Here is a 23121-nt window from a genome sequence, read left to right on the forward strand (position 1 = left end):
ATTAGGCCATTTGGCTCGCAACCAATTGCGGACTTTGGGCTAACTGTCTGATTGCTGCCGAAGATCTCGCCCTGTGTACTGCTCGGTACGCATTTCTTCACGAAGGGTCGTTTCAGTGACACAGCACAGATCGCGCTGGAGACGGCGGGCCGGGATCACCGTCCTCGCCACCGCACTCGGCGCCTCCGTCCTCGGGGTGGCTGTCCCGGTGGCCTCCGCCCAGCAGGCCCCGCCGACCGCCGGCGCGGCCGACGGCAAGACCCTCGACGAGCACGACCGCGCGCTCGTCGCCGAAGCCGAGAAGGCCGGGAAGCCCGACGTCACGCTGCTGATCGCCGCGGAAAAGGGCCAGACCGGCACCGCCGTGAACGAGCTCAAGGCCCTCGGCGGCGTCGTCCAGTCCACCGACACGAAGCTCGACTACGTCAAGGTCAGCGTTCCGACCGACAAGGCCGAGAAGGCCGCGAAGCTCAAGTCGGTCAACGCCGTCGATGTCGACGGGCTCATCGTGCGCGACGACCCGAAGCCCGACGGCGCGATGACTCCGCTGCCCCAGCCGGCCCCGGGCAAGAACACCCCGCGCGTCAACCCGTACCTGCCGACCGGCGACACCTACGCCGCGCAGTTCGGCCAGGTCCTGCCCAACTGGGACGGCAAGGACACCACGGTCGCGGTGCTCGACTCCGGCGTCGACCTCGACTCCCCCGCGCTGGCCACCACCAGCCACGGCGAACGCAAGATCGTCGACTGGTACAACGCCAACGCCACGAACTCCGGCGACGGCACCTGGGTCAAGCAGTCGACCCAGACCTACACCGGCACCTTCACCGCGAACGGCAAGACGTGGACGGCCCCGGCGACCGGTGGCCCGTACACCTTCGGCGTGTTCGGCGAGACCGCGGGCGACCTGGGCGCCGCGGACAGCGAGACCGGCGGTGACATCAACCGCGACGGCGACCGCGCCGACTCCTGGGGCGTGCTGCTCGACCCCGCCACCAAGGAGGTCCGGGTCGACCTCAACGGCAACGGCGACTTCACCGACGAGAAGCCGATGACCGACTACAACAAGAAGTACGACGTCGGCTTCTTCGGCACCGACAACCCGGCGACCGACATCGCCGAGCGGATGGCCTTCGTGGTCCAGACCGACAAGCCGGGTTACGTCGGCATCGGCATCGCCGGTGCGGAGCACGGCTCGCACGTCGCCGGCATCGCCGCGGGCAACGACCTGTTCGGCGGCAAGATGGACGGCGCGGCCCCGGGCGCGAAGGTGCTGGCCGTCAAGGTCTGCCTCACCAGCTCCGGCTGCACCTCCTCCGGCCTCATCGACGGTGTCGTCTACGCGGCCAGCCACGGCGCCGACGTCATCAACATCTCGATCGGCGGCCTGCCGGCGCTCAACGACGGCAACAACGCCCGCGCGGAGCTCTACAACCGCACGATCGCCGAGTACAACGTCCAGATCTTCATCTCGGCCGGCAACAGCGGCGCCGGGGCGAACACCGTCGGCGACCCGTCGGTGGCCACGGACGCGATCTCGGTCGGCTCGTACATCACCAAGGAGACCTGGCTGTCGAACTACGGCTCGGTCACCCAGAACCCCGAGTCGATGCACCCGTTCTCCTCGCGCGGCCCGCGTGAGGACGGTGGTTTCAAGCCGGACATCATCGCGCCCGGCGCGGCCATCGCCACCGTCCCGCGGTGGGAGCAGCCGAGCCCGGTGGCGGGCACCTACACCCTGCCCGCCGGTTACGCGATGCTGCAGGGCACGTCGATGGCGGCGCCGCAGGCGACCGGCGCGGCGGCGCTGCTGGTGAGCGCGTACAAGGCCACCCACAACGGCCAGCGGCCGCCGGTGGCGCAGCTGCGTTCGGCGATCAAGTCGACCGCGCGGTTCGTGCCGGGCATCGGCGCGTACGCCCAGGGCGCGGGCCTGTTCAACGTCCCCGCCGCGTTCGTCGCGCTTTCGCTCAACCCGAAGCCGGACGCGGTTTCGACGTCGGTCGAGGTGCACACCGTGCAGTCGGGCCTGCTGGCCAAGCCGAACACGGGCGTGGGCATCCACGACCGCGAGGGCGTGACCACGGGCAAGGCCTACACCCGGACGTACACGATCACCCGGACCACGGGCTCGGCGCACCCGGTGCCGTACTTCGTGCGGTGGGTCGGCAACGACGGCACGTTCTCCTCCGCCGGCACGGTGGCCCTGCCGTTGAACACGCCGGTGACGTTCGACGTCAAGGTGAACCCGAAGAGCGCCGGGGTCCACTCGGCGCTGCTCTACCTGGACAACCCGCTGACCATCGGCATCGACGTGCAGACCCTGAACACGGTCTTCGCGCCGCAGGAGTTCGTCGCCGGCAAGGGTTTCCAGGTCGACAACTCGGGCAAGGCCGCCCGCAACCAGGCGACCAGCTACTTCGTGCGGGTGCCGCAGGGCGCCAGCGCGCTGAAGGTGGACCTGGACGCCGGCGGCGGCGCCCCGGGCAAGGGCCAGGTGCGGTTCCTGCGGTACGACCCGACCGGTGTCCCGGCCGAGGCCAGCACCGCGACGACCGCGTGCTACCTGCCCGACGCGGGTGCGGGCTGCGCCGGCGGCACGCCGACCAGCCGGACCATCGCCAACCCGATCCCGGGCGTGTGGGAGATCGTCGTCGAAGCGCGGCGGACGTCCGATGTGGACGAAGCGCCGTACAAGCTGTCGGCTTCGGTGCTGGGCACGGCGATCTCGCCGAACCCGGACACGATCGCCTCGGCCACGCTGAACACGCCGATCGCGCGGTCCTACACCGTGCAGAACACGCTCGGCGCGTTCACCGGCAAGCTGACCGGCGCCACGCTGGGCAGCGCGAAGACGCAGCGGCCGACGATCGCCGAAGGCGCGCAGCAGCAGTACCAGATCGCGGTGACGCCGGGTTCGACGTCGCTGACGGCCACGATCGGCAACCCCGCCGTGGTGGGCACGGACCTCGACCTGGTGCTGTACAACTGCACGACCGGTTCCTGCGTGCAGGCGGGCGTCAGCGCGGACGGTGACTCCGAGGAGTCGGTGACCGTGCCCAACCCGGCCCCGGGTGTGTGGGTCGCGCTCGTCGACGGGTACGCGGTGCCGGGTGGCACCACGGCCTACGACTACCTCGACGTGTTCACCAACCCGGCGTTCGGTTCGGTCGCGGTGACCGACGCGAACGCGCTGCGGGCGTCGGGCAGCTCGTGGACCGTGCCGGCGACGGTGACGGCCACCGCGGCTCCGGCCGCGGGCCGGACCCTGCGCGGTCAGCTGACCGTGCAGACCGACACCGGTGTCACGGTCGGTTCGTCGCTGGTGCAGATCACCGCGGTGAGCTAGCAGGTCTGCCGCGGCTTGTCGTGAGTGGTAAGGCGGGTTCTAACCCGCCTTACCACTCACGACGCCCGGGTGAGGAACGGTGCGGGATCCGCGAGGACGCGGTGGACGACCCGGCCGGCGGCGCCGAGCGTGGCCGCGTCCCCGCCGAGACGGGAGGCGCTCAGGAACGGGGGCGTGCCGCGCAGGCCGCCCAGGCGCTTCGCCAGCACCTCCGACACCGGCCCGGACAACCACGGGTACAGCTGGGTGAACACTCCGCCCAGCACGATGCGGTCGAGGTCCAGCAGGTTCACCGCCGACGTCAGGGCGACGCCGAGAGCCCGGCCGGCCGCCACGCAGGCCGCCAGCGCCGCCTCGTCACCGCGCTCGAGAGCCGCCAGCAACGCCGGCACCGAAACGGCGTTTCCCGCCGCCAGCAAGGCTTCCTGCCCGGCGTAGGTCTCCAGGCAGCCGGTACCACCGCAGCGGCAGGGCGCCCCTTCCGGCGCCACGACCACGTGCCCGAGCTCGCCGGCCAGACCTGTCGCGCCCGAATACAGCACGCCGTTCACGACCAGGCCGGCGCCGATGCCGATTTCGCCGGACACATAGAGGAAGTCGCGTTCGCCGCCGCCGTACCAGAGCTCGCCGAGCGCCGCGAGGTTCGCCTCGTTGTCCAGCTCGACCGGGACCGGCAGCCGCAGCAGGTCGGCCGGGCGGACGTCCTGCCAGCCGAGGTTGGGGGCGCTGAACAGCACGCCGTCGCCGACCGGGCCGGACACCGCCAGCACCGCGCCCGCCGCCTCGAGCCCCAGCCGGTGGGCCTCGGCGAGCGCGTCGGTGGCCAGCTCCTGCAGTTCCCCGAGCACTTTCTTCGGCCGTGAGCCGCGGTTGTCGCGTTCGCGGCGGGCGGCGAAGCGGACCTCGCCGGTGAGGTCGAGCACGCGCACCGCGAGGTAGTCGACGTTGACCTCCAGGCCCAGCGACGCCACGCGGGCCCCGCTCAGCACGACCTCCACCCCCGGCCGGCCGCGTTCGCCGACCCGCGCCGGGCCGGTTTCCGCCAGCAGCCCGGCCTCCACGAGGTCGCCGACGAGCTTGCTCACCGTCGACTTGGTCAGCCCGGTGACTTCGGCCAGCGCGGCCCGGGTGAGCGGGCCGCCGCGGCTGACCGCGCCCAGCACGACCTCGAGGTTGCGGGCGCGCATCTCTTCGTGCCGCACGGCCTGCGTCATCGTGTCCCTCCTCCGAAGCACTCTAACCGGGCACTTGACGCCGGGGACCCCCGCGGCGCATATTTAGTCTACAACGTGAACTAAATGAAGGGACAGTCATGAGCGACTACGCTCCCCAGCCGGCCGACAAGTTCACCTTCGGCCTCTGGACCGTGGGCTGGCCCGCCAACGACCCGTTCGGCGTCGCCACGCGGGCGGCGCTGGACCCGGTCGAGAGCGTGCACCGGCTCGCCGAGCTGGGCGCCTACGGCGTGACCTTCCACGACGACGATCTGCTGGCCACCGAGCCGGACCGCGACAAGGCGATCGAGCGCTTCCGCAAGGCGCTGGCCGAGACCGGCCTCAAGGTCCCGATGGCCACGACGAACCTGTTCACCCACCCGGTGTTCAAGGACGGCGGCCTGACCAGCAACGACCGCGACGTCCGCCGGTACGCGCTGCGGAAGGTACGCCGGAACATCGACCTGGCGGCCGAGCTCGGCGCGGAGACCTACGTCGTCTGGGGCGGCCGCGAAGGCGCCGAGTCCGACGCCGCGAAGGACGTCCGCGCGGCGCTGGACCGCTACAAGGAGGGCCTGGACCTGCTCGCCGACTACGTCGTCGAGAAGGGCTACAACCTGCGGTTCGCCCTGGAGCCCAAGCCGAACGAGCCGCGCGGCGACATCCTGCTGCCGACGATCGGGCACGCGCTGGGCTTCATCTCGCAGCTCGCGCGGCCGGAGCTGTTCGGGCTGAACCCCGAGGTCGGGCACGAGCAGATGGCCGGGCTGAACTTCGTGCACGGCATCTCGCAGGCGCTGTGGCAGGGCAAGCTGTTCCACATCGACCTCAACGGCCAGCACGGCCCGAAGTACGACCAGGACCTGATCTTCGGCCACGGCGACCTGAAGAGCGCGTTCTTCCTGGTCGACCTGCTGGAGAACGGCGGCTACGAGGGCCCGCGGCACTTCGACTACAAGCCGCTGCGCACCGAAGACGCTTCGGACGTTTGGGTGTCCGCGGCGGCGAACATGCGGACGTACCTGATCCTCAAGGAGAAGTCGGCCGCGTTCCGGGCCGACCCGGAGGTCGTCGAGGCGCTCGCGGCGTCGCGGGTCCCGGACCTGTCGACGCCGACCCTGGCCCCGGGCGAGACGTTCGACGACGTGCTGAACGACGAGTTCGACCTCGACGCCGCGGCCGCGCGCGGGTACCACTTCACCCGGCTCAACCAGCTGGCCCTGGAGCACCTGCTCGGCGTGCGCTGACCGGCCGCTACGCCGCGGGAAGCACTCCCGCGGCGTAGCGGATCGCGCCCAGCAGGAGCGCGCGGAACGCCGGATCGGCGTACGACTCGGCCGTGTGCCCGAGCCCGGTGTAGAACGCCCGGCCCCGGCCCTGCGGGTGGCACCACGTGATCGGGTGGTCCGCTCCCATCCGGCCACCGGTGTAGCTGGACTCGTCGAGCGTCTGCAGCACCCGCACGCGGCCACGCGGGTTGGTGCGGAAGTCGTACAGCTCGTCGGTCCGGGTCCACACCGGCGGCAGGTGGGCCGTCGCCGGGTGGGTGGCGTCCTCGGTGACGAACCGGGCCCGCTGGATTTCCGGGTGGCGGTCGAACCAGGCGCCCACCAGCTCGCCGTACCACGGCCAGCCGTACCCCGTGTCGGCCGCCGCGTGGACGCCGACGTAACCGCCCCCGTTCTCCACATAGGACTCGAACGCCGCCCGCTGCGCCGCGTCCAGCACCTCGCCGCTGGTCGACAGGAACACGACGACGTCGTACGAGGACGCCGTGAACGCCTCCTCGGTCGCCGTGACGGCGAACCCGTGCGCCGACCCCAGTTCCCGGATCGCCTCGATCCCCGCCGGGATCGAGGCGTGCCGGTACCCGGCCGTCTTGGAGAACACCAGCACCCGCACGGGAGTTCCTTTCACTCGGTGGCCGCCAGCAGGAGGTCCTTGACCTCGGTGGCGTGGATCTTCTCGCGCGCGAACGCCGGATCCGAGCACAGCAGCACGGGTCCGTCCTCGGGCGAGTCGGGCAGGCGGCCGTGGCTGCCGCGCACCGGGGCCGGGTCGAGCGGGACGACCTGCATCGAATACCGCAGGCCGAGCTTCTTGCGGGCCAGCGCCGACGCCGCCTTGAGCTTCACCATCGGGTCGTCCGGGTCGAAGAACAGCTCGGCCGGGTCGTAGCCCGGCTTGCGGTGGATCTCCACCGTCCTCGCGAAGTCTGGCGCGCGGTCGTCGCTCAGCCAGTAGTAGTAGGTGAACCAGGCGTCCGGCTCGGCGATCGCGACCAGCTCGCCCGCCCGCTCGTGGTCGACGCCGAGCCCGGCCTGTCCGGCGCGGTCGAGGACCACGTCCACACCGGACAGCTCGGCCACGATGTCCCGCACTCGCGGGAGGTCCGCCGGATCGGCGACGTAGACGTGCGCGACCTGGTGGTCGGCCACCGCGAACGCCCGGGACGTCCACGGGTCCAGGTACTCCATGCCCGCCTGGACGTACACGTTCAGCAGGCCTTCGCGGCGCAGCGCCCGGTTGACGTCGACCGGCCGGCTCGCGTTCGTGATGCCGTACTCCGACAGGGCGACGACGGTGTGCCCGGCCGCCGCCGCTTGGTCGAGCAGCGGCTGCAGAGCCGCGTCGAGCTCGCGGGCGGCCGCCGCGGCCTGCGGTGCGTCCGGGCCGAAGCGCTGCAGGTCGTAGTCCAGGTGCGGGAGGTAGGCCAGGGTCGTGTCCGGCCGGTCCAGTGCGAGCACCTGCTGCGCGGCGGCGATGATCCACTTCGTGGACGCGATCGACGCCCTCGGGCCCCAGTAGGTGAACAGCGGGAACTCGCCGAGGGCGCCGACCAGCCGGTCGTGCAGCTGCGGCGGGTCCGTGTAGCAGTCCGGGGACTTCTTGCCGTCGGCGTGGTAGATCGGCCGCGGGGTCACCGTGAGGTCGGTGTCCGCGCCCATCGCGTACCACCAGCAGACGTTGGCGACCCGGTGGCCGGGCTGCGCGCGGCGGGCCGCGTCCCAGAACTTGTCGCCCCGCACCAGCTTGTTGTGCTGGCGCCACAGGAACACCTCGCCGAGTTCGCGGAAGTACCAGCCGTTGCCGACGATCCCGTGCCCGGCGGGCTGCAGCCCGGTGAGGAACGTCGACTGGACCGGGCACGTGACCGCCGGGAACACCGTGTCGAGCTGCGCGGTGAAGCCCGGCTCGGCCATCCTGCGCAGGTTCGGCAGGTGCGGGAGGAGCCGCGGGGTGAGCCCGACGACGTCCAGGACGAGCAAACTCATGCGGACACCTCTTCCAGGCCGAGGGCGATCAGTTCCCGCCGGGTCCAGTCCAGCTCGGCCGCGATGCCCGCGACCAGCCCGGCGTCGTCGGCGGGTGCGTCCGGGAGCACCTGCCAGGTGTAGGTCTCGACTTCGACGTGGTCGGTCCGCGCGGCCGCCCCGCCGAACAGCCCGGCCAGTGCGGCCGCCAGCACCGGCCGGGTCGACGTCAGCGGCGACGCCGGGTCGGCGTGCAGCGGCACGTGGAAGTGCACCCGCCACGGTTCCCGCCCCGGGAGGCCACCAGCCAGCGCGAGGTCGAGGTCGTCGGCCCCCGGTGGACGTCCTTCGTTGCTCTGGTGCAAGAAGCGTGGCTCCACAAAGGACTCCAGAGCCGCCCGCGTGACCGGGTCCGCGGGATCGGTGGCTTCCAGTGCGGCCGACGCCTGGACCTTGACGACGGCCAGCCCGGCGGCCTCGAGCCGGTCCAGCGCGGCGGCCGGGTCTTCGAAGCCCACCGCGAGGTGGCAGGTGTCCAGGCAGACGCCCAGCCATTCTTTGTCCACTTCGGACAACAGCGACGCGGCCTGCGCTGTCGTCTCGATGACGCAGCCGGGTTCGGGCTCGAACGCCACCCGCACCGGACGGTCCTGCGTGGCCAGCCCCTCGGCGAGGACGGCCAGCTGCCCGTCGTCGCCCCGCCATTCCGTCCGCCAGCCCAGCGGCAGGGTCGAGACGCTGCCGCGCACGGCGTCGTCCGGCATCAGCTCGGCGAGCAGCCGCGCCAGGTCCAGGGTGTACCGCGTGCGCTCGGGCGCCGCCCAGTCCGGCCGGTACACCCGGTGCTTGACGACCGGGTCGTGGAACCCCTGGTACGGGAACCCGTTGAAGGTGACGACCTCCAGGCCGCGCACGGCCAGTTCACGGCGCAGCCGGGCCACCGCCGCCGGGTCGCCGGCCAGCTCGGAGGCCACCGGCCGGGCCAGCCACAGGCCGAGCCCGAGCCGGTCCACGCCGAGGCGGTCGCGGACCGGCTCGCCGAAGCGGGCCAGCTGGGCGAGCACGCCGTCGACGTCTTCGGCCTGGTGGACGTTGGTGCAGTAGGCGAGGTGGACGCACGTACCGTCGCGGTGCCGGAACCTCACTTGCGCGCCCCCCGCAGGATCGAGTTGCCCGCGAACTCGGCGGCCGGGGGCTCGCCGTCCAGGGCGAGCCGGCCGCTCTGCCCGTAGAACTCGACCGGATTGCGCCACAGCACCCGGTCGACGTCGTCCTCGGTGAACCCGGCGGCCAGCATGGCGTCGCCGGTGCGCCGGGTCTTGAGCGGGTCGCTCTTGCCCCAGTCGGCGGCCGAGTTCACCAGCACGCGCTCGGTGCCGTACTCGCGCAGGATCGCGACCATCCGGTCCTCGTCCATCTTCGTGTCCGGGTAGATGGAGAAGCCCAGCCAGCAGCCGGACTCCTTAGCCATCGCCACGGTCAGCTCGTTGAGGTGGTCGAGCACCACCCGGCCCGGCGCGATCCCCGACTCGCGGACGACGGCGATGCTCCGCTCGGTGCCGGCTGCCTTGTCGCGGTGCGGGGTGTGGACGAGCGCCGGCAGGTCGTGGGCGATCGCCAGTGCGAGCTGGGCGGCGAACGCCTTGTCCTCGTCGGCGGTCATCGAGTCGTAGCCGATTTCGCCGACGGCGACCACGCCGTCCTTCTCCAGGTACCGCGGCAGCAGCTCGAGCACCGGGACGCAGCGCGGGTCGTTGGCCTCCTTGGGGTTGAGCGCGATCGTGCAGTGGTGGGCGATGCCGAACTGGCTCGCGCGGAACGGCTCCCAGCCGACGAGGGCGTCGAAGTAGTCGGTGAAGCTGCCGACGTTCGTGCGCGGCTGACCCAGCCAGAACGCCGGTTCGACCAGCGCCCGGACGCCGGCCGCGTGCATGGCCGCGTAGTCGTCGGTGGTCCGGGAGCTCATGTGGATGTGAGGATCGAAGATGCGCATCAGCCGTCCTGTTCGTTCAGCAGGGTGCGGAGATCGGCGGGGACTTCGCGGCCCGCCGCGGTGCGTTCGGCGGCGAAGTCCCGCAGCATGCGGAGCAGTTCTTCGTCGGTCCGGCGGTCGAGGCCGGCCACGGCGGCCAGCGGGATGCCCATGAAGACGCACTTGAGGACGCCGTGGCGGTACGCGGGCGCGTCGAGGTGCGTGGCGGCGTACTCGCCCATCGCCGCGGCGACCAGGCGGGTGTCGTTGGTGCGGAGGGCGTCCGCGACCAGCTCGACCCCGGTGTCGCCGGTGTCCACAACGGACAGTGCGTGCAGGACCGCCCGCTTCTCGGCCGCGTCGCCGTAGCGGTAGAGGCCGGGCATCTCCGCCGCGGCGCCGGGGGCCGCCTTGAGCAGCTCCACGCGAGCCGTGTCGGCCACCGTCCGGCCGACCCGGCGGCCGACGGCGGGGAACACCGTGCGCAGGGCCGTCGCGTCGGCGGCCACGTCGGACAGGGCCTTTTCCAGCCAGGCGTTCACGCGGCCACCGCCTTCCGCAGGAACTCCAGGGACTCGCGAGCGATGCGCGGGGCGGCGTGACTGTCCCGCGGGAGCTCGACGGCGACCAGCCCGGGGTACGGCTCGAGTGCGGCCAGCACCGGCGGGAAGTCGATCTCGCCCTTCCCGAACTCCAGGTGTTCGTGCGTGCCGCGGCGCATGTCGTCGATCTGCACGTTCACCAGCCGCGGCAGGGCGCGGCGGACGCAGTCGGGAACGGACGCGGGCTCGTTGCAGCGGCAGTGCCCGATGTCCAGCGTGAGCCCGAACCGGGCCGGGTCGCCGAGCCTCCTCGACAGTTCGAAGTACCCGTCGAGGTCCTCGACGAGCATCCCGGGCTCCGGCTCGAAGCCGAGCCGGACGTCGTGCTCGTCGGCGGCCTCGAGCGCCTGGGCACACCCGTCGACCAGGTGTGCCCAGGCGCTCTCGGGTTCGATGTCCGCGGGTTTGTTGCCGCTCCAGAAGGACACCGCTTCGGCGTTGAGGTCGGCAGCGATCACCACCGCCCGGACCAGGAACTCCACGCGCCGCGCGCGATCGGGGTCAAGGAACGTCGGGGAGTGCTTGCGCCACGGGTCGAGCAGGAACCGGGCGCCGGTCTCGACCACGACGGCCAGGCCGAGCCGATCCAGGTCGGCGGCCAGTGCAGCGACGCGCCGGGCGAGGTCCGGCCCGAACGGGTCGAGGTGCTGGTGGTCGAGGGTGAGCGCGACGCCGTCGTACCCGAGGTCGGCGAGCACGCGCAGGGCGTCGCCGAGCCGGTGGTTGGCGAAGCCGTTGGTGCCGTACCCGAACCTCATGTCGGCGACACCTTCCGGCCCAGTGCCCGCGCGAGCGGGAACGCGGCGGCCACGGCGAGCGCCGCGCGCCACGCGCCGGTCCGCGCGATCAGCCCGGCCTGCAGCGGGATCATGCCGTGGATGCCGGCCCCGACCGCCCGCCGGATCTTCGGCGCGGCGGGGTCGCGGACGGCGTCGTACTGCGCCCCGCCGGTGGTCACGGCGTAGGCCCCGAGCAGCGCCGACGACAGCAGGCCACCCCGTCCGGCGAAGACCCCCACACCCGCCGTCGCGGCCAACGTGGCCGCGGGCAGCGCGGGCTTCGCACCGTCCACTTCGGACCTTGACAGCGTTGTCACCGCGTAGGTGTGCGCTCCGACGGTCAGCGCCGCGGGCAGCGCGGCTCTCCGCCCGCCCGCGCCGAGCAGGACGTCGAGGGTGCGGGCCGCGGCCATCGCGGCCGGGCCGAGGACGGTCTTCTTGAGCGCGAAGTCGTAGGCCCACACGGTCGCGGCCAGCGGCACGGCGATGCGCAGCGCCCGCCGTCCCCCGGCGGCCGCGGCGATGCCCAGCCCGCCGGCCGTCAGCCCGGTGGCGACGCCGAGCGCCGTCCCCGGCCGGACCCGGCCCGACGGGATCGGCCGTTCGGGGCGTTCGACGGCGTCGAGGTCGCGGTCCGCGAAGTCGTTGAGCGCCATGCCCGCCCAGTAGAGGCAGACCGAGGCGCCGGTCAGGGCGAGGGTGCGCCGGCCGAACGGCCAGCCCGCGGCGGCGGCCCCGGCGACGGCGTCCCCGGGCACGGTCAGCGCGGCGGGCGCGCGGACGAGCTCGGCCAGTGCCTTCACCGGTGCGCCCACTCGCGCAGGGCCGCGTACTGGGAGGCGAGGTCGTGCGGGCCGTCGCCGACGGGGTCTTTGAAGAAGAACCCGAACTCGGCGACCGGCCCGGCCACGCCGTCGCGGCACGCCTTGCCGGTCAGCCGGGCGAGGTCGAGCACGAGTGGCGCGGCGAGCGCGGAGTCGCAGCCCTGCCAGGTGAGCTGCAGCGTCATCGGCGTACCGAGGAACCCTTCGAACAGCACGTGGTCCCAGGCGGTCTTCCAGTCGCCGAGCGCCGGCACGTAGTCGATGTGCACCTCGCCGTCGACCGGACGGCCGAGGTTCCGGTCCAGCACCTGCTGCTTGGACGCGTTCTTGCTCGACGCGGCCGCGGGGTCGGCCAGCGTGGCGCCGTCACCGCCGCCGAGCAGGTTCGTGCCCGACCAGGCCAGGACGTTCAGCCCGCGCTGGGCGAACATCGGCGCGAGCACCGAGCGCAGCAACGTCTCGCCGGTCTTGCCGTCCCGGCCCGCGTACGGCTGCCCGGTGGCACGGGCGAGTTCGTCGAGCGCGGGCAGGCGCGCGCCGGTGGACGGGGTGAAGTCGACAAAGCCACAACCCGCGCGGAAGGCGGCGTAGGCGTAAAGCGCACTCGGCGGCAGCACATCGAGGTGGTCTTCGAGGGCGGACAGGGAAGCGTGCGCCGGGTGCGGTGGGCACGGCGGCTCGGTGGAAGCGACGTTGAGGACGACGACGTGGTCCAGTCCCTGCCGGAACTCGGTCAGGTCGGCGATCACCTGCTCGACCGCCGCGCGGCCGCCTGCGGTCGGCGCCGGCCGCAGCCGGGCCTCGGCGGCGTCCAGCTCGGCCGCGACCGCCCCGGGCAGCGAGGGCGGCAGCACCCCGGCGGCGCTCAGCTGCTCGGCCCGCTTGACCAGCGGTGTGCCGGCGACGTCGTGGCCGCCGAAGACGAGCTCCCCCAAGCCGGGCAGCGCGGCCCCGGCGAAGTCCGGCAGGTCGGTCACGCAACCGGTGCGCGCGGCGAGCCCCGCCCGCAAGGCGGCCGCCCCGGCGACGGCGGTGGTGGCCACCGAGCCGCGCGCCCCGATCAGCCAGACCCCGATTTTCCCCATGGCTCCTCCAGTTCCCCGGTCCAGCCCGCACCGGTCCTGGCGCGGGTCCACAGCGAGATCACGCGCCGGCCATGGTTCCGCCGGCGCGGCGGTACTGGGTTTCCTTGAGCGACAAGAACTTCACGGCCGACGCCGTCAGCCCCCATTCGCACGATACCGGGAGAAACGCCCATACCGTCCCGGTCGCGCGGACAACATGGCGGACAGAGCGCCGCCGTCCGGGGGAATCGGTGTGCGGCGATCCCTCATCCGCGATCCGCCGGGCCCGGAATTGTCGGGGGTGCCCGGTAACGTGAAAACCGGGGGACCCCCAGGCCGGGGACCTCTTCGCGGCGCGCCCGGGCGCCGTTAGGCGGAGGCGGTCCCGCGGAAGCTGAGCGCACCGAGCGCTCCGACCAGCGGCGCCAGCTCCGGCCGCGTCTCGGCCTCCGTCAGCGCGTCCGCCAGTGCCGCGTCGTGCGTCGGCCGGGCCGCCGTCAGCAGCGCCTGGCCCGCCGGCGTCACCTCCGTGTAGATCCCGCGGCGGTCGTCCGCGCACAGGTACCGCGCCAGCAGCCCCCGGCCTTCCAGCCGGGCCACCAGACGGGTCGTCGCGGACTGGCTGAGCACCACCGCGTTCGCGAGCTGGTTCATCCGCAGGTGGAAGCCGTCCTGACGGGCCAGCACGTCCAGCACCGTGTACTCGCTCACCGACAGCTCGTGGTCGCGCTCGAGGGCGCGCTGCAGCCTGTCCTCGATCCGCGCGTGGAGGGCCGCCAGCGTGCGCCAGCCCTGCGCGCGGGCTTCGACGGCGTCGTCGTCCAGTGACACGGTTCACCCCTTCCCGGCTTGCGCACGCAGCCCGAAGAACTGCAAGCTTGTGCAATATCCCGCGTGTGCAACTATCTCGGACGCTTGTAGTTGCCCACGCACGCAGTCTACCCCGGAAGAAGGAAGTTCCATGCCCGCCGCTCTGCTCGCACTGGCGATCAGCGCTTTCGGGATCGGCACCACCGAGTTCGTGATCATGGGTCTGCTGCCCGAGGTCGCGGCCGATTTCGGTGTCTCGATCCCGTCCGCAGGCCTGCTCATCTCGGGCTACGCGCTCGGCGTCGTCGTCGGTGCTCCCCTGCTCACCGCGCTGGCCTCGCGGGTGCCGCGCAAGACCGTGCTCGTCGCCCTGATGGGCCTGTTCATCGCGGGCAACGTGCTGTCGGCCCTCGCGCCGGGCTACGGCCTGCTGATGACCGGCCGGGTCGTCGCCGCCCTGGCCCACGGCGCGTTCTTCGGCGTCGGCTCGGTCGTCGCCGCGTCGCTGGTCGCCCCGGCCAAGCAGGCCGGCGCCATCGCGCTGATGTTCACCGGGCTGACCGTGGCGAACGTGCTCGGCGTGCCCGCCGGCACCGCGCTCGGCCAGGCCTTCGGCTGGCGCTCGACGTTCTGGGTGGTCAGCGCGCTCGGCGTCGTCGGCGCGATCGGCATCCTCACGCTGGTGCCGCACCAGGAACCGGCGTCCGGCGCCGGCCTGCGCGGCGAGCTCGCCGTGTTCCGCCGCCCGCAGGTGTGGCTTGCGCTGGTGATGACCGCGCTCGGCTTCGCCGGGGTGTTCGCGTCGTTCACCTACATCGCGCCGATGATGACCGAGGTCGCGGGCTTCTCCAGTGGCGCCGTCACCTGGCTGCTCGTGCTCTTCGGCGCCGGCCTGTTCGCCGGGAACCTGCTCGGCGGCAAGGCGGCGGACCGCAAGCTGATGCCCAGCCTGTACGTCATCCTCGCCGCCTTGGCGCTGGTGCTGGTGGCCTTCGTGTTCACCGCGCACGCGAAGGTGCCGGCGGCGATCACGATCGCGTTGTTCGGCGCGGCCGGCTTCGCCACCGTGCCGCCGCTGCAGGCCCGCGTGCTGGCCAAGGCCGCGGGCGCCCCGGCGCTGGCGTCGGCGGCGAACATCGCCGCGTTCAACCTCGGCAACGCCGGCGGCGCGTGGCTCGGCGGCCAGGCCATCGACGCCGGCCTCGGCTACACCGCCCCCAACTGGATCGGCGCCGCGCTGGCCGCGGCCGGCCTCGCCGTGGCGCTCGTCTCCGGACTGCTCGACCGGCGTTCCGCGGCTAGTTTCTCCGCCGGGGAACGGGTACTCGTCCCATGAACCAGCCACCGAAAGGACCCCTCGTGACCAGCGTGCCCGACATCGAACTCAACAACGGCGTGCGGATGCCGCAACTCGGCTACGGCGTGTTCCAGGTCCCGGACGACGAGACCGCGACCGCCGTGAAGGCCGCCCTCGACGCGGGCTACCGCAGCATCGACACCGCCGCCGTCTACGGCAACGAAAAGGGTGTCGGCCAGGCGCTCGCCGAATCCGGCATCGCCCGCGACGAGCTGTTCGTCACCACCAAGCTGTGGAACTCGGCCCAAGGCTACGACTCGACGCTCAAGGCGTTCGACGAAAGCATGACCAAGCTCGGCCTCGAACAGCTCGACCTCTACCTGATCCACTGGCCGACCCCGGCCCGCGACAAGTTCCTCGACACCTGGAAGGCGTTCGAGAAGCTTTATAACGACGGCCGGGTCCGCGCGATCGGCGTCTCCAACTTCCAGCCCGCACACCTCGAGCGCCTGCTCGACGCGGCCGAGGTCGCCCCCGCGGTCAACCAGGTCGAGCTGCACCCGTACCTGCAGCAGCGCGAACTGCGCGAGTTCGACGCCAAGAACGGCATCGCGACCGAGGCGTGGAGCCCGCTCGCCAAGGGCGGCAGCCTGCTCGGCGACCCGGTGATCGCGGAACTCGCGGTGAAGCACAGCCGCACGCCCGCGCAGATCGTGCTGCGCTGGCACCTGCAGCTGGACAACGTCGTGATCCCGAAGTCGGTGACGCCGTCCCGGATCGAGGAGAACTTCGACCTGTTCGGGTTCACCCTCACGGAGGAGGAGATGGAGTCGCTGACCCCGCTGGACCGCGGCGAGCGCACCGGCCCGGACCCCGACACCTTCAACGCCGCCTGAGGAAGACGGCGCTGCGGCGTCTTGAATGACTCATTCCTGGCCTCGGACGCCAGGAATGAGTCATTCACTGCGTTCGCAGCCGGGGCGGGGCGCCGCCTGACCCCTCGTGAGTGGTAAAGCGGGTTCTAACCCGCTTTACCACTCACGACGGGCCGCGGCAGAGGTCACGGCTTGCGGGCGACCCCGCCCAGCGTCAGGAAGTTGAGCTCGCCCAGCGGGTGCAGGCGCGGGCCGTCCGGCCACCATTCGTGCAGGTAGACGAGCCCCGGGCGGAGCAGCTCGGTGCCCTCGAAGAAGCCCGAGATCTGCTCGCGGGTGCGGTAGACGCTGCCCAGGCCGGTGCCCTGGAAACTGGTCTCCAGCAGCCGCGCGAGCTCCTGGCGTGGGGAGTCCTCTTCCGGGTCGAAGTGGTGCGTGAGCAGCAGGAATGACCCGGGCGCAAGCGCGTCGACGTACGCGGAGACGATCGCCTTCGCGCGGTCGTAGTCGTCGATGTGGTGCACGATCGAGGTCAGGATCAGCGCCACCGGCCGGGTGAAGTCGAGGTATTCCTTGACGACCTCGTCGGCGAGGGTTTCGGCTGGCCGCGTCAGGTCGGCGCCGGTGACGTGGGTCAGGTAGTTCTCCTCGAGCAGCGCCCGCCCGTGCACCTGCACCACCGGGTCGTTGTCGACGTACACGACCTGCGCGTCCGGGTTGTACCGCTGCGCGACCTCGTGGGTGTTTTCCGCGGTGGGCATGCCCGAGCCGAGGTCGAGGAACTGGTCGATGCCGCGCTTGCCGGCGAGGAACCGGACCGCGCGCACCAGCCAGTCGCGGTGCTCCTTGGCCATCGCGCGGGCGCCGGGCGCGATGGCCAAGAGCCGCCGCATCGCTTCACGGTCCACTTCGTAGTGGTCGTGCCCGCCGAGGAGCGCGTCGGACAACCGGGCCAGGCTCGCCTTGCTGAAATCGAGGGCGGCTGCCCCGCCCTCGGTTCCGGACCGCAGGTCGCCAGGCGTCATCGGCTGCTCTCCCACTCTGCGCGTGGTGGCGAACCCCTGCCCGGCTTCGCTCACCGTGTCCGGCGACGGACAGTGCTCAGATTACGACATGGGGTGCACCAAGTGAACCGGGCACAAGGGCCTTGCCTGCCAGGGAGAACTACCCGAAACGGAGTTCAAGCCAGGACTTTCCCCCATCCGTGGACCGGTACACCGCGGACCCACCATCCGCACCCGGCTGACCGTCCACGACCACCCGGCGCCGCGGCCGGGGAAGCCGAGATTCGTCCGCGAACCCGCGCATCACCCGAAACGGAGTTCGCGCCACGACTTTCCCCCATCCGTGGACCGGTACACCGCGGACCCACCATCCGCACCCGGCTGACCGTCCACGACCACCCCCGTCCCCCGGCCCGGGAAGTCGAGATCGGTCAGCGCGAAGCCGCGCTCCGGCAGCTCGGTCGTCGTCCAGGTGTGGCCGGCGTCGGCCGTGTGGTGCAGGAAGCCGACTCCGCCGCCCACCGCCGCGACCGTCGCCGACGTCGGCGAGGCCGCCGCGAAGCCCTGGTTGATCCCAGCGAACGGTGCCGTGCCGTCCTCGCTGAACCGGGCGCCGAGCTGGGGTGCGTGCCGGAGCCGGCGCTCGGTCGAACCCGGCTGCGGCGAGCCGGGGCTGCCGCTGCACAACGCCACGACCTGGCGTTCGCGGACCGCGGCGAGCGAGGCGACCTCCCCCTCCGGGCACGGCGGCTCGGCCGGCGTGAACCGGGCGCCGTCGCGGGAGGTCCAGTACTGCTCGGTGCCGTAGTTCGCGCCGAGCGCGACCTGCAGGCCGCCGCCGACGGCCAGGTCGCCGTAGGTGAGGCCGCCGGTGACCGCGAACCCGGGCACGGCCGCCAGCACCGGCGAGCCGGCCGTCGCCGAGTACAGCCGGGTCGTGCCGCGGCCCTCGCCGTACGTGGTCAGCACGGCGTAGACGCGCCCGCCGGTTTCGGCGATCTTCGACAGGTAGTACGGCTCCTGCGCCCCGGCCAGGACGACCGGCTGCCAGGTGGCACCGCCGTCGCGGGTCGTGCGCACGCGGACGCCGTCGCTGACGTAGGCGACGCGGTCGCCGAAGAACCTCAGCGCCACGTGGTTGTGGTTGTCCGGCAGCGCGACCGGCGGCGCGCCCAGCCGCCGCCAGTGCCGTCCGGCGTCGGTGGTGCCCAGCAGCGTGGGGCACCACGCCTTCGCGCACGGCGAATACCCCAGGACGTACCCGGTGTCCGGGCCGGTCCAGCTCGTCGACGCGGGCTGGAACCCCGGTGGGATCACGGGTTCCGCTGTCGCGGGTGCGGCGAACGCGGCCAGGAGGGCGAGGACGGAGAACAGCAGCGCACAGCGCCGGGAGATTCTCATGATCACCTGACGCCCCGCGCGGCGCGGCGGTTGCCCACCCGCGCGCGAGTTGCGCCGCCCGGCTCAGCGCCGTGCGGCCGGCCGGGCGTCGAGCCCGGCGCGGCCGCCACCGATCAGGACGCTCTCGCCCTGATCGTCAGGAATTCCGCCGCCGCGGCGGCCCAGCCGGGCAGGAAGTGCCCGGCGTCCTCGGCCAGCCGGACGTCGGCGGCCGGCAGGGCTTCCGCCAGCTTCGCCGCCGCGTCCCGCTGGTCGAGGAGCACGTCACGGGCGCCGAACTGCGCCTGTACCGGCATCACCAGGGCACGCAGGCGCTCGACCGGGAACACCGGGATCGGCTCCAGTCGTGGCTTGAAGTGCTCGAACGTCGCGAGGGTGAACTCGCCGACCGCGCGCCGGGCGGGGTCGGCGGGACTGCCCTGAGCGACCATGGCCAGCGACCGGCGCCGTCCCCAGTCGCCGAGGAGGCCGTAGACGGCGAATTTCAGCAGCGGCGCGGTCCGGCGCCTGCCGATCCCGGACGGGTTGACCAGTGCCAGCGCCGTGACCCGCTCGGGACGGCGCAGCGCGTGGTCCAGCGCCCACCAGCCACCCAGCGAGGTGCCCAGGAACGCCGCGCGCGGCAGCTCGAGCCCGTCCAGGACGTCGTCGAGCCACTCGGCGTAGGCCGGTGACGCGAGCGGGGGCCGCGCCTCGGCGGTGCGGCCCGGTTCGCCGGGCGCGTCGACCGCGTGCACCCGCAGCCGCCCGGCCAGGGTGGCGATGTCCGGCAGCCAGTGCGCGGCGGTACCGCCGGAGCCCTGCAGCGCGACCACGGGCGGCGCGTCCACCGGGCCGGACACCACGGCGAACGTGTCACCCAGGCGGGTGGCGAGCGTGCGGTGCCCGGACGGCACGGGCCAGCGGTTCAGCAGCGCGTCGTAGCGTTCGCGGACCGCGGCCGCCCCGGCCGCCGTCCGGTAGATCGCGGTCACGTCAGGTTCTCCGCGACCGAGGCGACCCACCGCAGCAGGTCGGCCCCCGCGGCCAGGTCGCCGAGCACGATGATCTTCATGGTGGCGCGCTCCCCGTCGTGGATGGTTTCGACGCGCAGGGGCCGCTCGCCCGCCTCGCGCGGGCCGTTCACCGAGGCCATGACCATGGTCGCGATCCGGTCGGCCGCTGCCCGGTCGACGCCGGCGATCTCGACGACCCCGGACAGCTCCGCCACCGGGGCCGGGGCCGGGGCCCGCTCGGCCACCGGCAGTCCGGTGAAGGCCGCCAGGTCCTCGGCCGTGATCCGGTACTGCTTGCCGATCCGGACCGCCTTCAGCCGCCCGTCCCGCACGTAGTTCCGGACTGTCCGCACGTGCAGGCCGAGCCTGGCGGCGACCTGCTCGACGGAGAAAACGTCCTGCGCCATGATTCTCCTTGTGTTCCTCAAATTACCCTATCACGCCACCAATAGGGAAGTTTGCGGAACATGCGGTTCGCTCACCCGGGTGACGGGTACTCCCCGGTGTTGTTCCTGTTCGCCCAGATACGTCCACATCGGACAGTCGAAAGGACGGCGCCGACGATGCCGTATCCCCCGCCCTCGGAGCCGTACGGAACGCCGTACGAGCCCGCACCCACCGAAGAGATCGTGGAGCGCACCCACCCGCGCATCCGGGTCGTGCGCACGGTCAACGCGCTCATCCACCTCGTCTGCGCGGTGTTCGCGCTGGTCCTGGCCGTGCACATCGTGCTGGTGCTGGGCGGGGCGAACTCGGCGAACGGGTTCGCCCACCTGATCTCCGAGTGGTCGGCGGGCGTCTCGCTAGGCCTGCGAAACCTCTTCACGCCGGACTCGGAGGGGCTGCGGACGTTCCTCAACGACGGCCTCGCCGCCGTCCTCTGGCTGATCATCGGCGCCATCCTGACCGACGTCATCGCCCGGATCGGCATCCCCGGCCCGCGGCGCGTCTGGTACCGGCGCAGCTACCGCTGACCCGGACACGAAGAAGGCCTCCCCGAACCAGGGGAGGCCTTCTTCGTGGTCATCAGCGTTGCGGCTGGTCGGCCACCGGTTGAACCGGCTCCGGCTCGGGTTGCGGCAGCGCCTGGTCGGCGGGCTCGCCGCCTCGGGGTGCGGGAACGCCCTCGGCGGCGATCGCGTCGAAGTGTTCACGGCACCAGCGGCCGTAGCGCCTTGCGTGCACAGTCATCGCGTCCACCTCCTCTCCACGGGCGATCCTCGTCACACCCTCAGCGTCCTCCGCCACCGCGCCGAACGCCAACAGATTTAAGCGGGACTTAACACACACGATCGAGTGAATGTCCACAGTGGAAAACGGAGTCAGGCCGCGAACTCCTGCACGACCGTCCGGCAGAAGGCCGGCAGGTCGTCCGGGTTCCGGCTGGAGACCAGTCCGTTGTCCACGACAACCTCTTCGTCGACCACGGTGGCACCGGCGTTACGCAGGTCCGTCCGGATGCTCGGGTACGACGTCAGCGTGCGGCCACGCACGACATCCGCTTCGACCAGCGTCCACGGACCGTGGCAGATCACCCCGACCGGCTTGCCGGCGCGCACGAAGTCGCCGACGAACTTGACCGCGGCGGGGTCCGTGCGCAGGTTGTCGGGGTTCATCGTGCCGCCGGGCAGCAGCAGGGCGTCGAAATCGCCGATTTCGACGTCCGCGACCTTCCGGTCCACCGGGAACCGGTCGCCCTTGTCGATGTCACCGTTCATCGCCTGGATTTCGCCGGTGTCCAGCGAAACCAGCTCGACCGTCGCGCCCTCGTCGAGGACGGCCTGGCGCGGCTTTTCCAGCTCGACCTGTTCGACGCCGTCCGCGGCCAGGATCGCGACCCGGCGTCCTTGCAATGCGTTCGCCATGGGGCTCCTCCGTCGGAAAAACTGAGTGCACCGGGGTAATTACCCCCTCGTCCATGCGTCAAACCAAGTCCATAGTGGACAGTGGAATCAGTCCGCACATTCGATGGCGAGCACGGCGATGTCGTCGTGTGCCGAGTTGCCCAGCCAGTCCCGGACGGACTGACGCAGCCGTCGCACGACCTCGCGCGCCGGCTCCCCGGCCGCGGCGGTGAGCACGGCGCGCAACCGGTCGTCTCCGAAGAGTTCCGTCTGGTCGTGCCGGTTGCGGGCCTCGGTGATGCCGTCGGTGTACAGCAGACAGACGTCGCCGCGCTCCAGCCGCGCTTCCGCCTCGGCGAACCGGGCCTGCGGCGAGATGCCGACCAGCGTGCCCGGCACCGTGACCTCCTCGACGACGCCCGAGCGCCGGACGATGAGCGGCGCCGGGTGGCCGCCGGAGGCCAGCGTGAGGCCGACCCCGCCGTCGGACGGCCGGGCCGTGCCCAGCACGAGCGTGGCGAACCGGCTGCTGCCGCCGGCGATGAGCAGCTCGTTGAGCAGCCGCAGCAGCGTGCGGCCGTCGCGTTCGACCATGGCGAGCGCGGTCAGGGCGTGCCGGACCCGGCCGGTCAGGGCCGCGGCCTCGGGCCCCTTGCCGCAGACGTCGCCGAGCACCAGGAACGCGCTGCCGTCGTCGTGCGGCTGGACCTCGAAGAAGTCGCCGCCGACGGTGAGGACCCCGCCCGCCGGTTCGTACCAGGTCTCGAACCGGGCGCCGTCGAGCTCCGGCGGGTCGGCCGGGCGCAGCGTCGTCTCCAGGCCGCGGGTCGCCTCTTCCTGCCGGGCGAAGCGCTGCGCGTTGGCCAATGCCGTTCCCGCCGCCACCGCGAACTCGGCCACCGCACGGGACTGCTCGGCGCCGAACCCGGCGTCGCCGCGGCGGCCCAGCAGCAGGGCCCCGGTCACGCCGGCGTTCGCGCTCGGCCCGAGCGAGACGACCGAAACCTCGGCGTGCCCTTCGAACCGGTCGGCGACCACCGACGGCAGGGTGGCGACCTCGGGTGCGGGCACGGGGGCCTGCCGGGGCGGCCCGGTGGCCCCGAACGTCGCCGCCAGCACCGGCGCGGCCTGGGCCGGCACCCGCCGGATCCGGCCGTGGCCCTGCGCGGCGGGCCGCTCGCAGCTCCACCACTCCCACCGGCCGCGGGTGGTCGGCAGCAGCACGAAGACGGTTTCGGCCAGCGCGGACGCGGCCAGCTCGGCGATCACCCGCGCGGTGCCGTGCCGCCCGCGCGCGGCGGCCAGCCGGGGGCCGGCCTCGGCCAGGAAGTCGCCGACGTGCCGCTGCGGGACGTCGGCCGCGGAGACGGTCCAGGCGTGCCAGCCGCCCGGCAGCGCCCGGATGCGGGCGGGACGGCGGTGCCCGGCCACTTCGACGTAGCCGACCCCCGTTTCGGCGGGGGTCCGGGTGGCGGAGCCCCCGGCCTGGGGCGAAGCCCCGGAGGTCACAGTCTCCGTGGCGGCGTACAGCTGCGGTTCGGCGTCCCCGGCCAGGGTGCGCGCCGCGGGGTTCGCCCAGCGGACCACACCCGTGGTGTCCTGCAGGAACACCGCGTCCCGGACGTCTTCGAGGGCCGCCCGCGTGAAGGCGTCGATGCCCGGCGGCCCGGTGTCACCGGTCACCGGCGGCGGGGCCGCCGAGGCCGGGGCCGGACGTGACACCATGCACGGACCTCCTGCCTCCGGACTGCTGTCGTGCGGCTACCGCGTGAGCGGGCGGGCTGGCTCGAAGTGTAGGGCGAAGCATGGCACGCTGGGTCGACGACCATGGCTGGCG

Annotated in this window: 22 protein-coding genes; 5 read left to right on the plus strand and 17 right to left on the minus strand. The window is 72.4% G+C overall.

What is annotated here, in order from left to right:
• Nucleotides 1–115 precede the first annotated feature (115 nt).
• Nucleotides 116–3349 carry a S8 family serine peptidase gene (locus tag ACFPLC_RS01475; RefSeq protein WP_378198267.1) on the plus strand — a complete coding sequence of 1078 codons (3234 nt, stop codon included), beginning with the start codon at nt 116–118 and terminating at the stop codon, nt 3347–3349.
• A 56-nt stretch (nt 3350–3405) separates the two neighbouring features.
• Here the strand turns inward: ACFPLC_RS01475 and ACFPLC_RS01480 are convergent, their stop codons facing one another.
• Nucleotides 3406–4563 carry an ROK family protein gene (locus ACFPLC_RS01480; RefSeq protein WP_378198265.1) on the minus strand — a complete coding sequence of 386 codons (1158 nt, stop codon included), beginning with the start codon at nt 4561–4563 and terminating at the stop codon, nt 3406–3408.
• A gap of 98 nt (nt 4564–4661) precedes the next feature.
• Here ACFPLC_RS01480 and xylA point away from each other — a divergent pair, with 98 nt between their 5' ends.
• Nucleotides 4662–5810, plus strand: coding sequence for a xylose isomerase (gene xylA, locus ACFPLC_RS01485; protein ID WP_378198263.1), 1149 nt, complete (start codon nt 4662–4664; stop codon nt 5808–5810).
• Between the two features lie 7 nt (nt 5811–5817).
• Here xylA and ACFPLC_RS01490 read toward each other — a convergent pair whose 3' ends face one another.
• From ACFPLC_RS01490 to ACFPLC_RS01530, 9 genes are all read right to left on the minus strand, one after another.
• A complete protein-coding gene (locus ACFPLC_RS01490) occupies nt 5818–6465 on the minus strand; it encodes a ThuA domain-containing protein (RefSeq protein WP_378198261.1) in 648 nt (215 codons plus the stop codon).
• Between the two features lie 11 nt (nt 6466–6476).
• On the minus strand, nt 6477–7838 hold the full coding sequence (locus tag ACFPLC_RS01495) for an alkaline phosphatase family protein (protein ID WP_378198259.1): 1362 nt from the start codon (nt 7836–7838) through the stop codon (nt 6477–6479).
• The gene (eboE, locus tag ACFPLC_RS01500) at nt 7835–8962 is read right to left on the minus strand and encodes a metabolite traffic protein EboE (protein WP_378198258.1); all 1128 of its coding nucleotides are present in this window, start codon (nt 8960–8962) and stop codon (nt 7835–7837) included. Before eboE ends, ACFPLC_RS01495 begins: the two co-directional genes overlap by 4 nt.
• A complete protein-coding gene (locus ACFPLC_RS01505; RefSeq protein ID WP_378198256.1) occupies nt 8959–9810 on the minus strand; it encodes a TatD family hydrolase in 852 nt (283 codons plus the stop codon). The genes eboE and ACFPLC_RS01505 overlap by 4 nt, the downstream gene beginning before the upstream one ends.
• The gene (locus ACFPLC_RS01510) at nt 9810–10331 is read right to left on the minus strand and encodes an EboA domain-containing protein (protein WP_378198254.1); all 522 of its coding nucleotides are present in this window, start codon (nt 10329–10331) and stop codon (nt 9810–9812) included. The genes ACFPLC_RS01505 and ACFPLC_RS01510 overlap by 1 nt, the downstream gene beginning before the upstream one ends.
• Nucleotides 10328–11149 carry a sugar phosphate isomerase/epimerase family protein gene (locus ACFPLC_RS01515; RefSeq protein ID WP_378235659.1) on the minus strand — a complete coding sequence of 274 codons (822 nt, stop codon included), beginning with the start codon at nt 11147–11149 and terminating at the stop codon, nt 10328–10330. Before ACFPLC_RS01515 ends, ACFPLC_RS01510 begins: the two co-directional genes overlap by 4 nt.
• Complete coding sequence (locus ACFPLC_RS01520; protein ID WP_378198346.1) at nt 11146–11973, minus strand: SCO3242 family prenyltransferase; 828 nt, start codon at nt 11971–11973, stop codon at nt 11146–11148. Before ACFPLC_RS01520 ends, ACFPLC_RS01515 begins: the two co-directional genes overlap by 4 nt.
• On the minus strand, nt 11970–13079 hold the full coding sequence (locus ACFPLC_RS01525; protein WP_378198248.1) for an inositol-3-phosphate synthase: 1110 nt from the start codon (nt 13077–13079) through the stop codon (nt 11970–11972). The genes ACFPLC_RS01520 and ACFPLC_RS01525 overlap by 4 nt, the downstream gene beginning before the upstream one ends.
• Nucleotides 13080–13427: 348 nt before the next feature.
• The gene (locus ACFPLC_RS01530) at nt 13428–13889 is read right to left on the minus strand and encodes a MarR family winged helix-turn-helix transcriptional regulator (protein ID WP_378198246.1); all 462 of its coding nucleotides are present in this window, start codon (nt 13887–13889) and stop codon (nt 13428–13430) included.
• A 130-nt stretch (nt 13890–14019) separates the two neighbouring features.
• Between ACFPLC_RS01530 and ACFPLC_RS01535 the strand changes: the two genes are divergently transcribed.
• Complete coding sequence (locus ACFPLC_RS01535) at nt 14020–15204, plus strand: MFS transporter (RefSeq protein WP_378198244.1); 1185 nt, start codon at nt 14020–14022, stop codon at nt 15202–15204.
• 23 nt (nt 15205–15227) lie between these two features.
• The gene (locus tag ACFPLC_RS01540; RefSeq protein ID WP_308443389.1) at nt 15228–16061 is read left to right on the plus strand and encodes an aldo/keto reductase; all 834 of its coding nucleotides are present in this window, start codon (nt 15228–15230) and stop codon (nt 16059–16061) included.
• 164 nt (nt 16062–16225) lie between these two features.
• Here the strand turns inward: ACFPLC_RS01540 and ACFPLC_RS01545 are convergent, their stop codons facing one another.
• The 4 genes from ACFPLC_RS01545 to ACFPLC_RS01560 all read right to left on the minus strand — a co-directional run bounded on the left by ACFPLC_RS01545 (nt 16226) and on the right by ACFPLC_RS01560 (nt 19847).
• Nucleotides 16226–17065, minus strand: coding sequence for an SAM-dependent methyltransferase (locus ACFPLC_RS01545; protein ID WP_378198242.1), 840 nt, complete (start codon nt 17063–17065; stop codon nt 16226–16228).
• A 282-nt stretch (nt 17066–17347) separates the two neighbouring features.
• Nucleotides 17348–18445 (minus strand): WD40/YVTN/BNR-like repeat-containing protein, encoded by a 1098-nt coding sequence (locus ACFPLC_RS01550; protein WP_378198240.1) that lies wholly within the window; start codon nt 18443–18445, stop codon nt 17348–17350.
• A gap of 113 nt (nt 18446–18558) precedes the next feature.
• Nucleotides 18559–19419, minus strand: coding sequence for an alpha/beta fold hydrolase (locus ACFPLC_RS01555; RefSeq protein WP_378198238.1), 861 nt, complete (start codon nt 19417–19419; stop codon nt 18559–18561).
• The gene (locus tag ACFPLC_RS01560) at nt 19416–19847 is read right to left on the minus strand and encodes a helix-turn-helix domain-containing protein (RefSeq protein ID WP_378198236.1); all 432 of its coding nucleotides are present in this window, start codon (nt 19845–19847) and stop codon (nt 19416–19418) included. Before ACFPLC_RS01560 ends, ACFPLC_RS01555 begins: the two co-directional genes overlap by 4 nt.
• Before the next feature lie 156 nt (nt 19848–20003).
• On the opposite strand from ACFPLC_RS01560, the gene ACFPLC_RS01565 reads away from it, so the two are divergent.
• The gene (locus tag ACFPLC_RS01565) at nt 20004–20414 is read left to right on the plus strand and encodes a hypothetical protein (RefSeq protein ID WP_191307721.1); all 411 of its coding nucleotides are present in this window, start codon (nt 20004–20006) and stop codon (nt 20412–20414) included.
• A 52-nt stretch (nt 20415–20466) separates the two neighbouring features.
• On the opposite strand, the gene ACFPLC_RS01570 is transcribed toward ACFPLC_RS01565, so the two are convergent.
• From ACFPLC_RS01570 to ACFPLC_RS01580, 3 genes are all read right to left on the minus strand, one after another.
• On the minus strand, nt 20467–20631 hold the full coding sequence (locus tag ACFPLC_RS01570) for a hypothetical protein (protein WP_191307723.1): 165 nt from the start codon (nt 20629–20631) through the stop codon (nt 20467–20469).
• Between the two features lie 131 nt (nt 20632–20762).
• Complete coding sequence (locus ACFPLC_RS01575; protein ID WP_378198233.1) at nt 20763–21305, minus strand: type 1 glutamine amidotransferase domain-containing protein; 543 nt, start codon at nt 21303–21305, stop codon at nt 20763–20765.
• Between the two features lie 87 nt (nt 21306–21392).
• Nucleotides 21393–23009, minus strand: coding sequence for a SpoIIE family protein phosphatase (locus tag ACFPLC_RS01580; RefSeq protein WP_378198231.1), 1617 nt, complete (start codon nt 23007–23009; stop codon nt 21393–21395).
• Nucleotides 23010–23121 lie beyond the last annotated feature (112 nt).

This window comes from Amycolatopsis plumensis (genome assembly GCF_042652605.1).
Taxonomy (GTDB): domain Bacteria; phylum Actinomycetota; class Actinomycetes; order Mycobacteriales; family Pseudonocardiaceae; genus Amycolatopsis; species Amycolatopsis plumensis.

Bases quoted from the DNA above. Each gene is read 5' to 3' on its own strand.
- ACFPLC_RS01480 (WP_378198265.1), bottom strand. From the start codon at position 4,563: ATGACGCAGGCCGTGCGGCACGAAGAGATGCGCGCCCGCAACCTCGAG.
- xylA (WP_378198263.1), top strand. From the start codon at position 4,662: ATGAGCGACTACGCTCCCCAGCCGGCCGACAAGTTCACCTTCGGCCTC.
- ACFPLC_RS01495 (WP_378198259.1), bottom strand. From the start codon at position 7,838: ATGAGTTTGCTCGTCCTGGACGTCGTCGGGCTCACCCCGCGGCTCCTC.
- ACFPLC_RS01505 (WP_378198256.1), bottom strand. From the start codon at position 9,810: ATGCGCATCTTCGATCCTCACATCCACATGAGCTCCCGGACCACCGAC.
- ACFPLC_RS01515 (WP_378235659.1), bottom strand. From the start codon at position 11,149: ATGAGGTTCGGGTACGGCACCAACGGCTTCGCCAACCACCGGCTCGGC.
- ACFPLC_RS01525 (WP_378198248.1), bottom strand. From the start codon at position 13,079: ATGGGGAAAATCGGGGTCTGGCTGATCGGGGCGCGCGGCTCGGTGGCC.
- ACFPLC_RS01535 (WP_378198244.1), top strand. From the start codon at position 14,020: ATGCCCGCCGCTCTGCTCGCACTGGCGATCAGCGCTTTCGGGATCGGC.
- ACFPLC_RS01545 (WP_378198242.1), bottom strand. From the start codon at position 17,065: ATGACGCCTGGCGACCTGCGGTCCGGAACCGAGGGCGGGGCAGCCGCC.
- ACFPLC_RS01550 (WP_378198240.1), bottom strand. From the start codon at position 18,445: ATGAGAATCTCCCGGCGCTGTGCGCTGCTGTTCTCCGTCCTCGCCCTC.
- ACFPLC_RS01560 (WP_378198236.1), bottom strand. From the start codon at position 19,847: ATGGCGCAGGACGTTTTCTCCGTCGAGCAGGTCGCCGCCAGGCTCGGC.
- ACFPLC_RS01565 (WP_191307721.1), top strand. From the start codon at position 20,004: ATGCCGTATCCCCCGCCCTCGGAGCCGTACGGAACGCCGTACGAGCCC.
- ACFPLC_RS01570 (WP_191307723.1), bottom strand. From the start codon at position 20,631: ATGACTGTGCACGCAAGGCGCTACGGCCGCTGGTGCCGTGAACACTTC.
- ACFPLC_RS01575 (WP_378198233.1), bottom strand. From the start codon at position 21,305: ATGGCGAACGCATTGCAAGGACGCCGGGTCGCGATCCTGGCCGCGGAC.
- ACFPLC_RS01580 (WP_378198231.1), bottom strand. From the start codon at position 23,009: ATGGTGTCACGTCCGGCCCCGGCCTCGGCGGCCCCGCCGCCGGTGACC.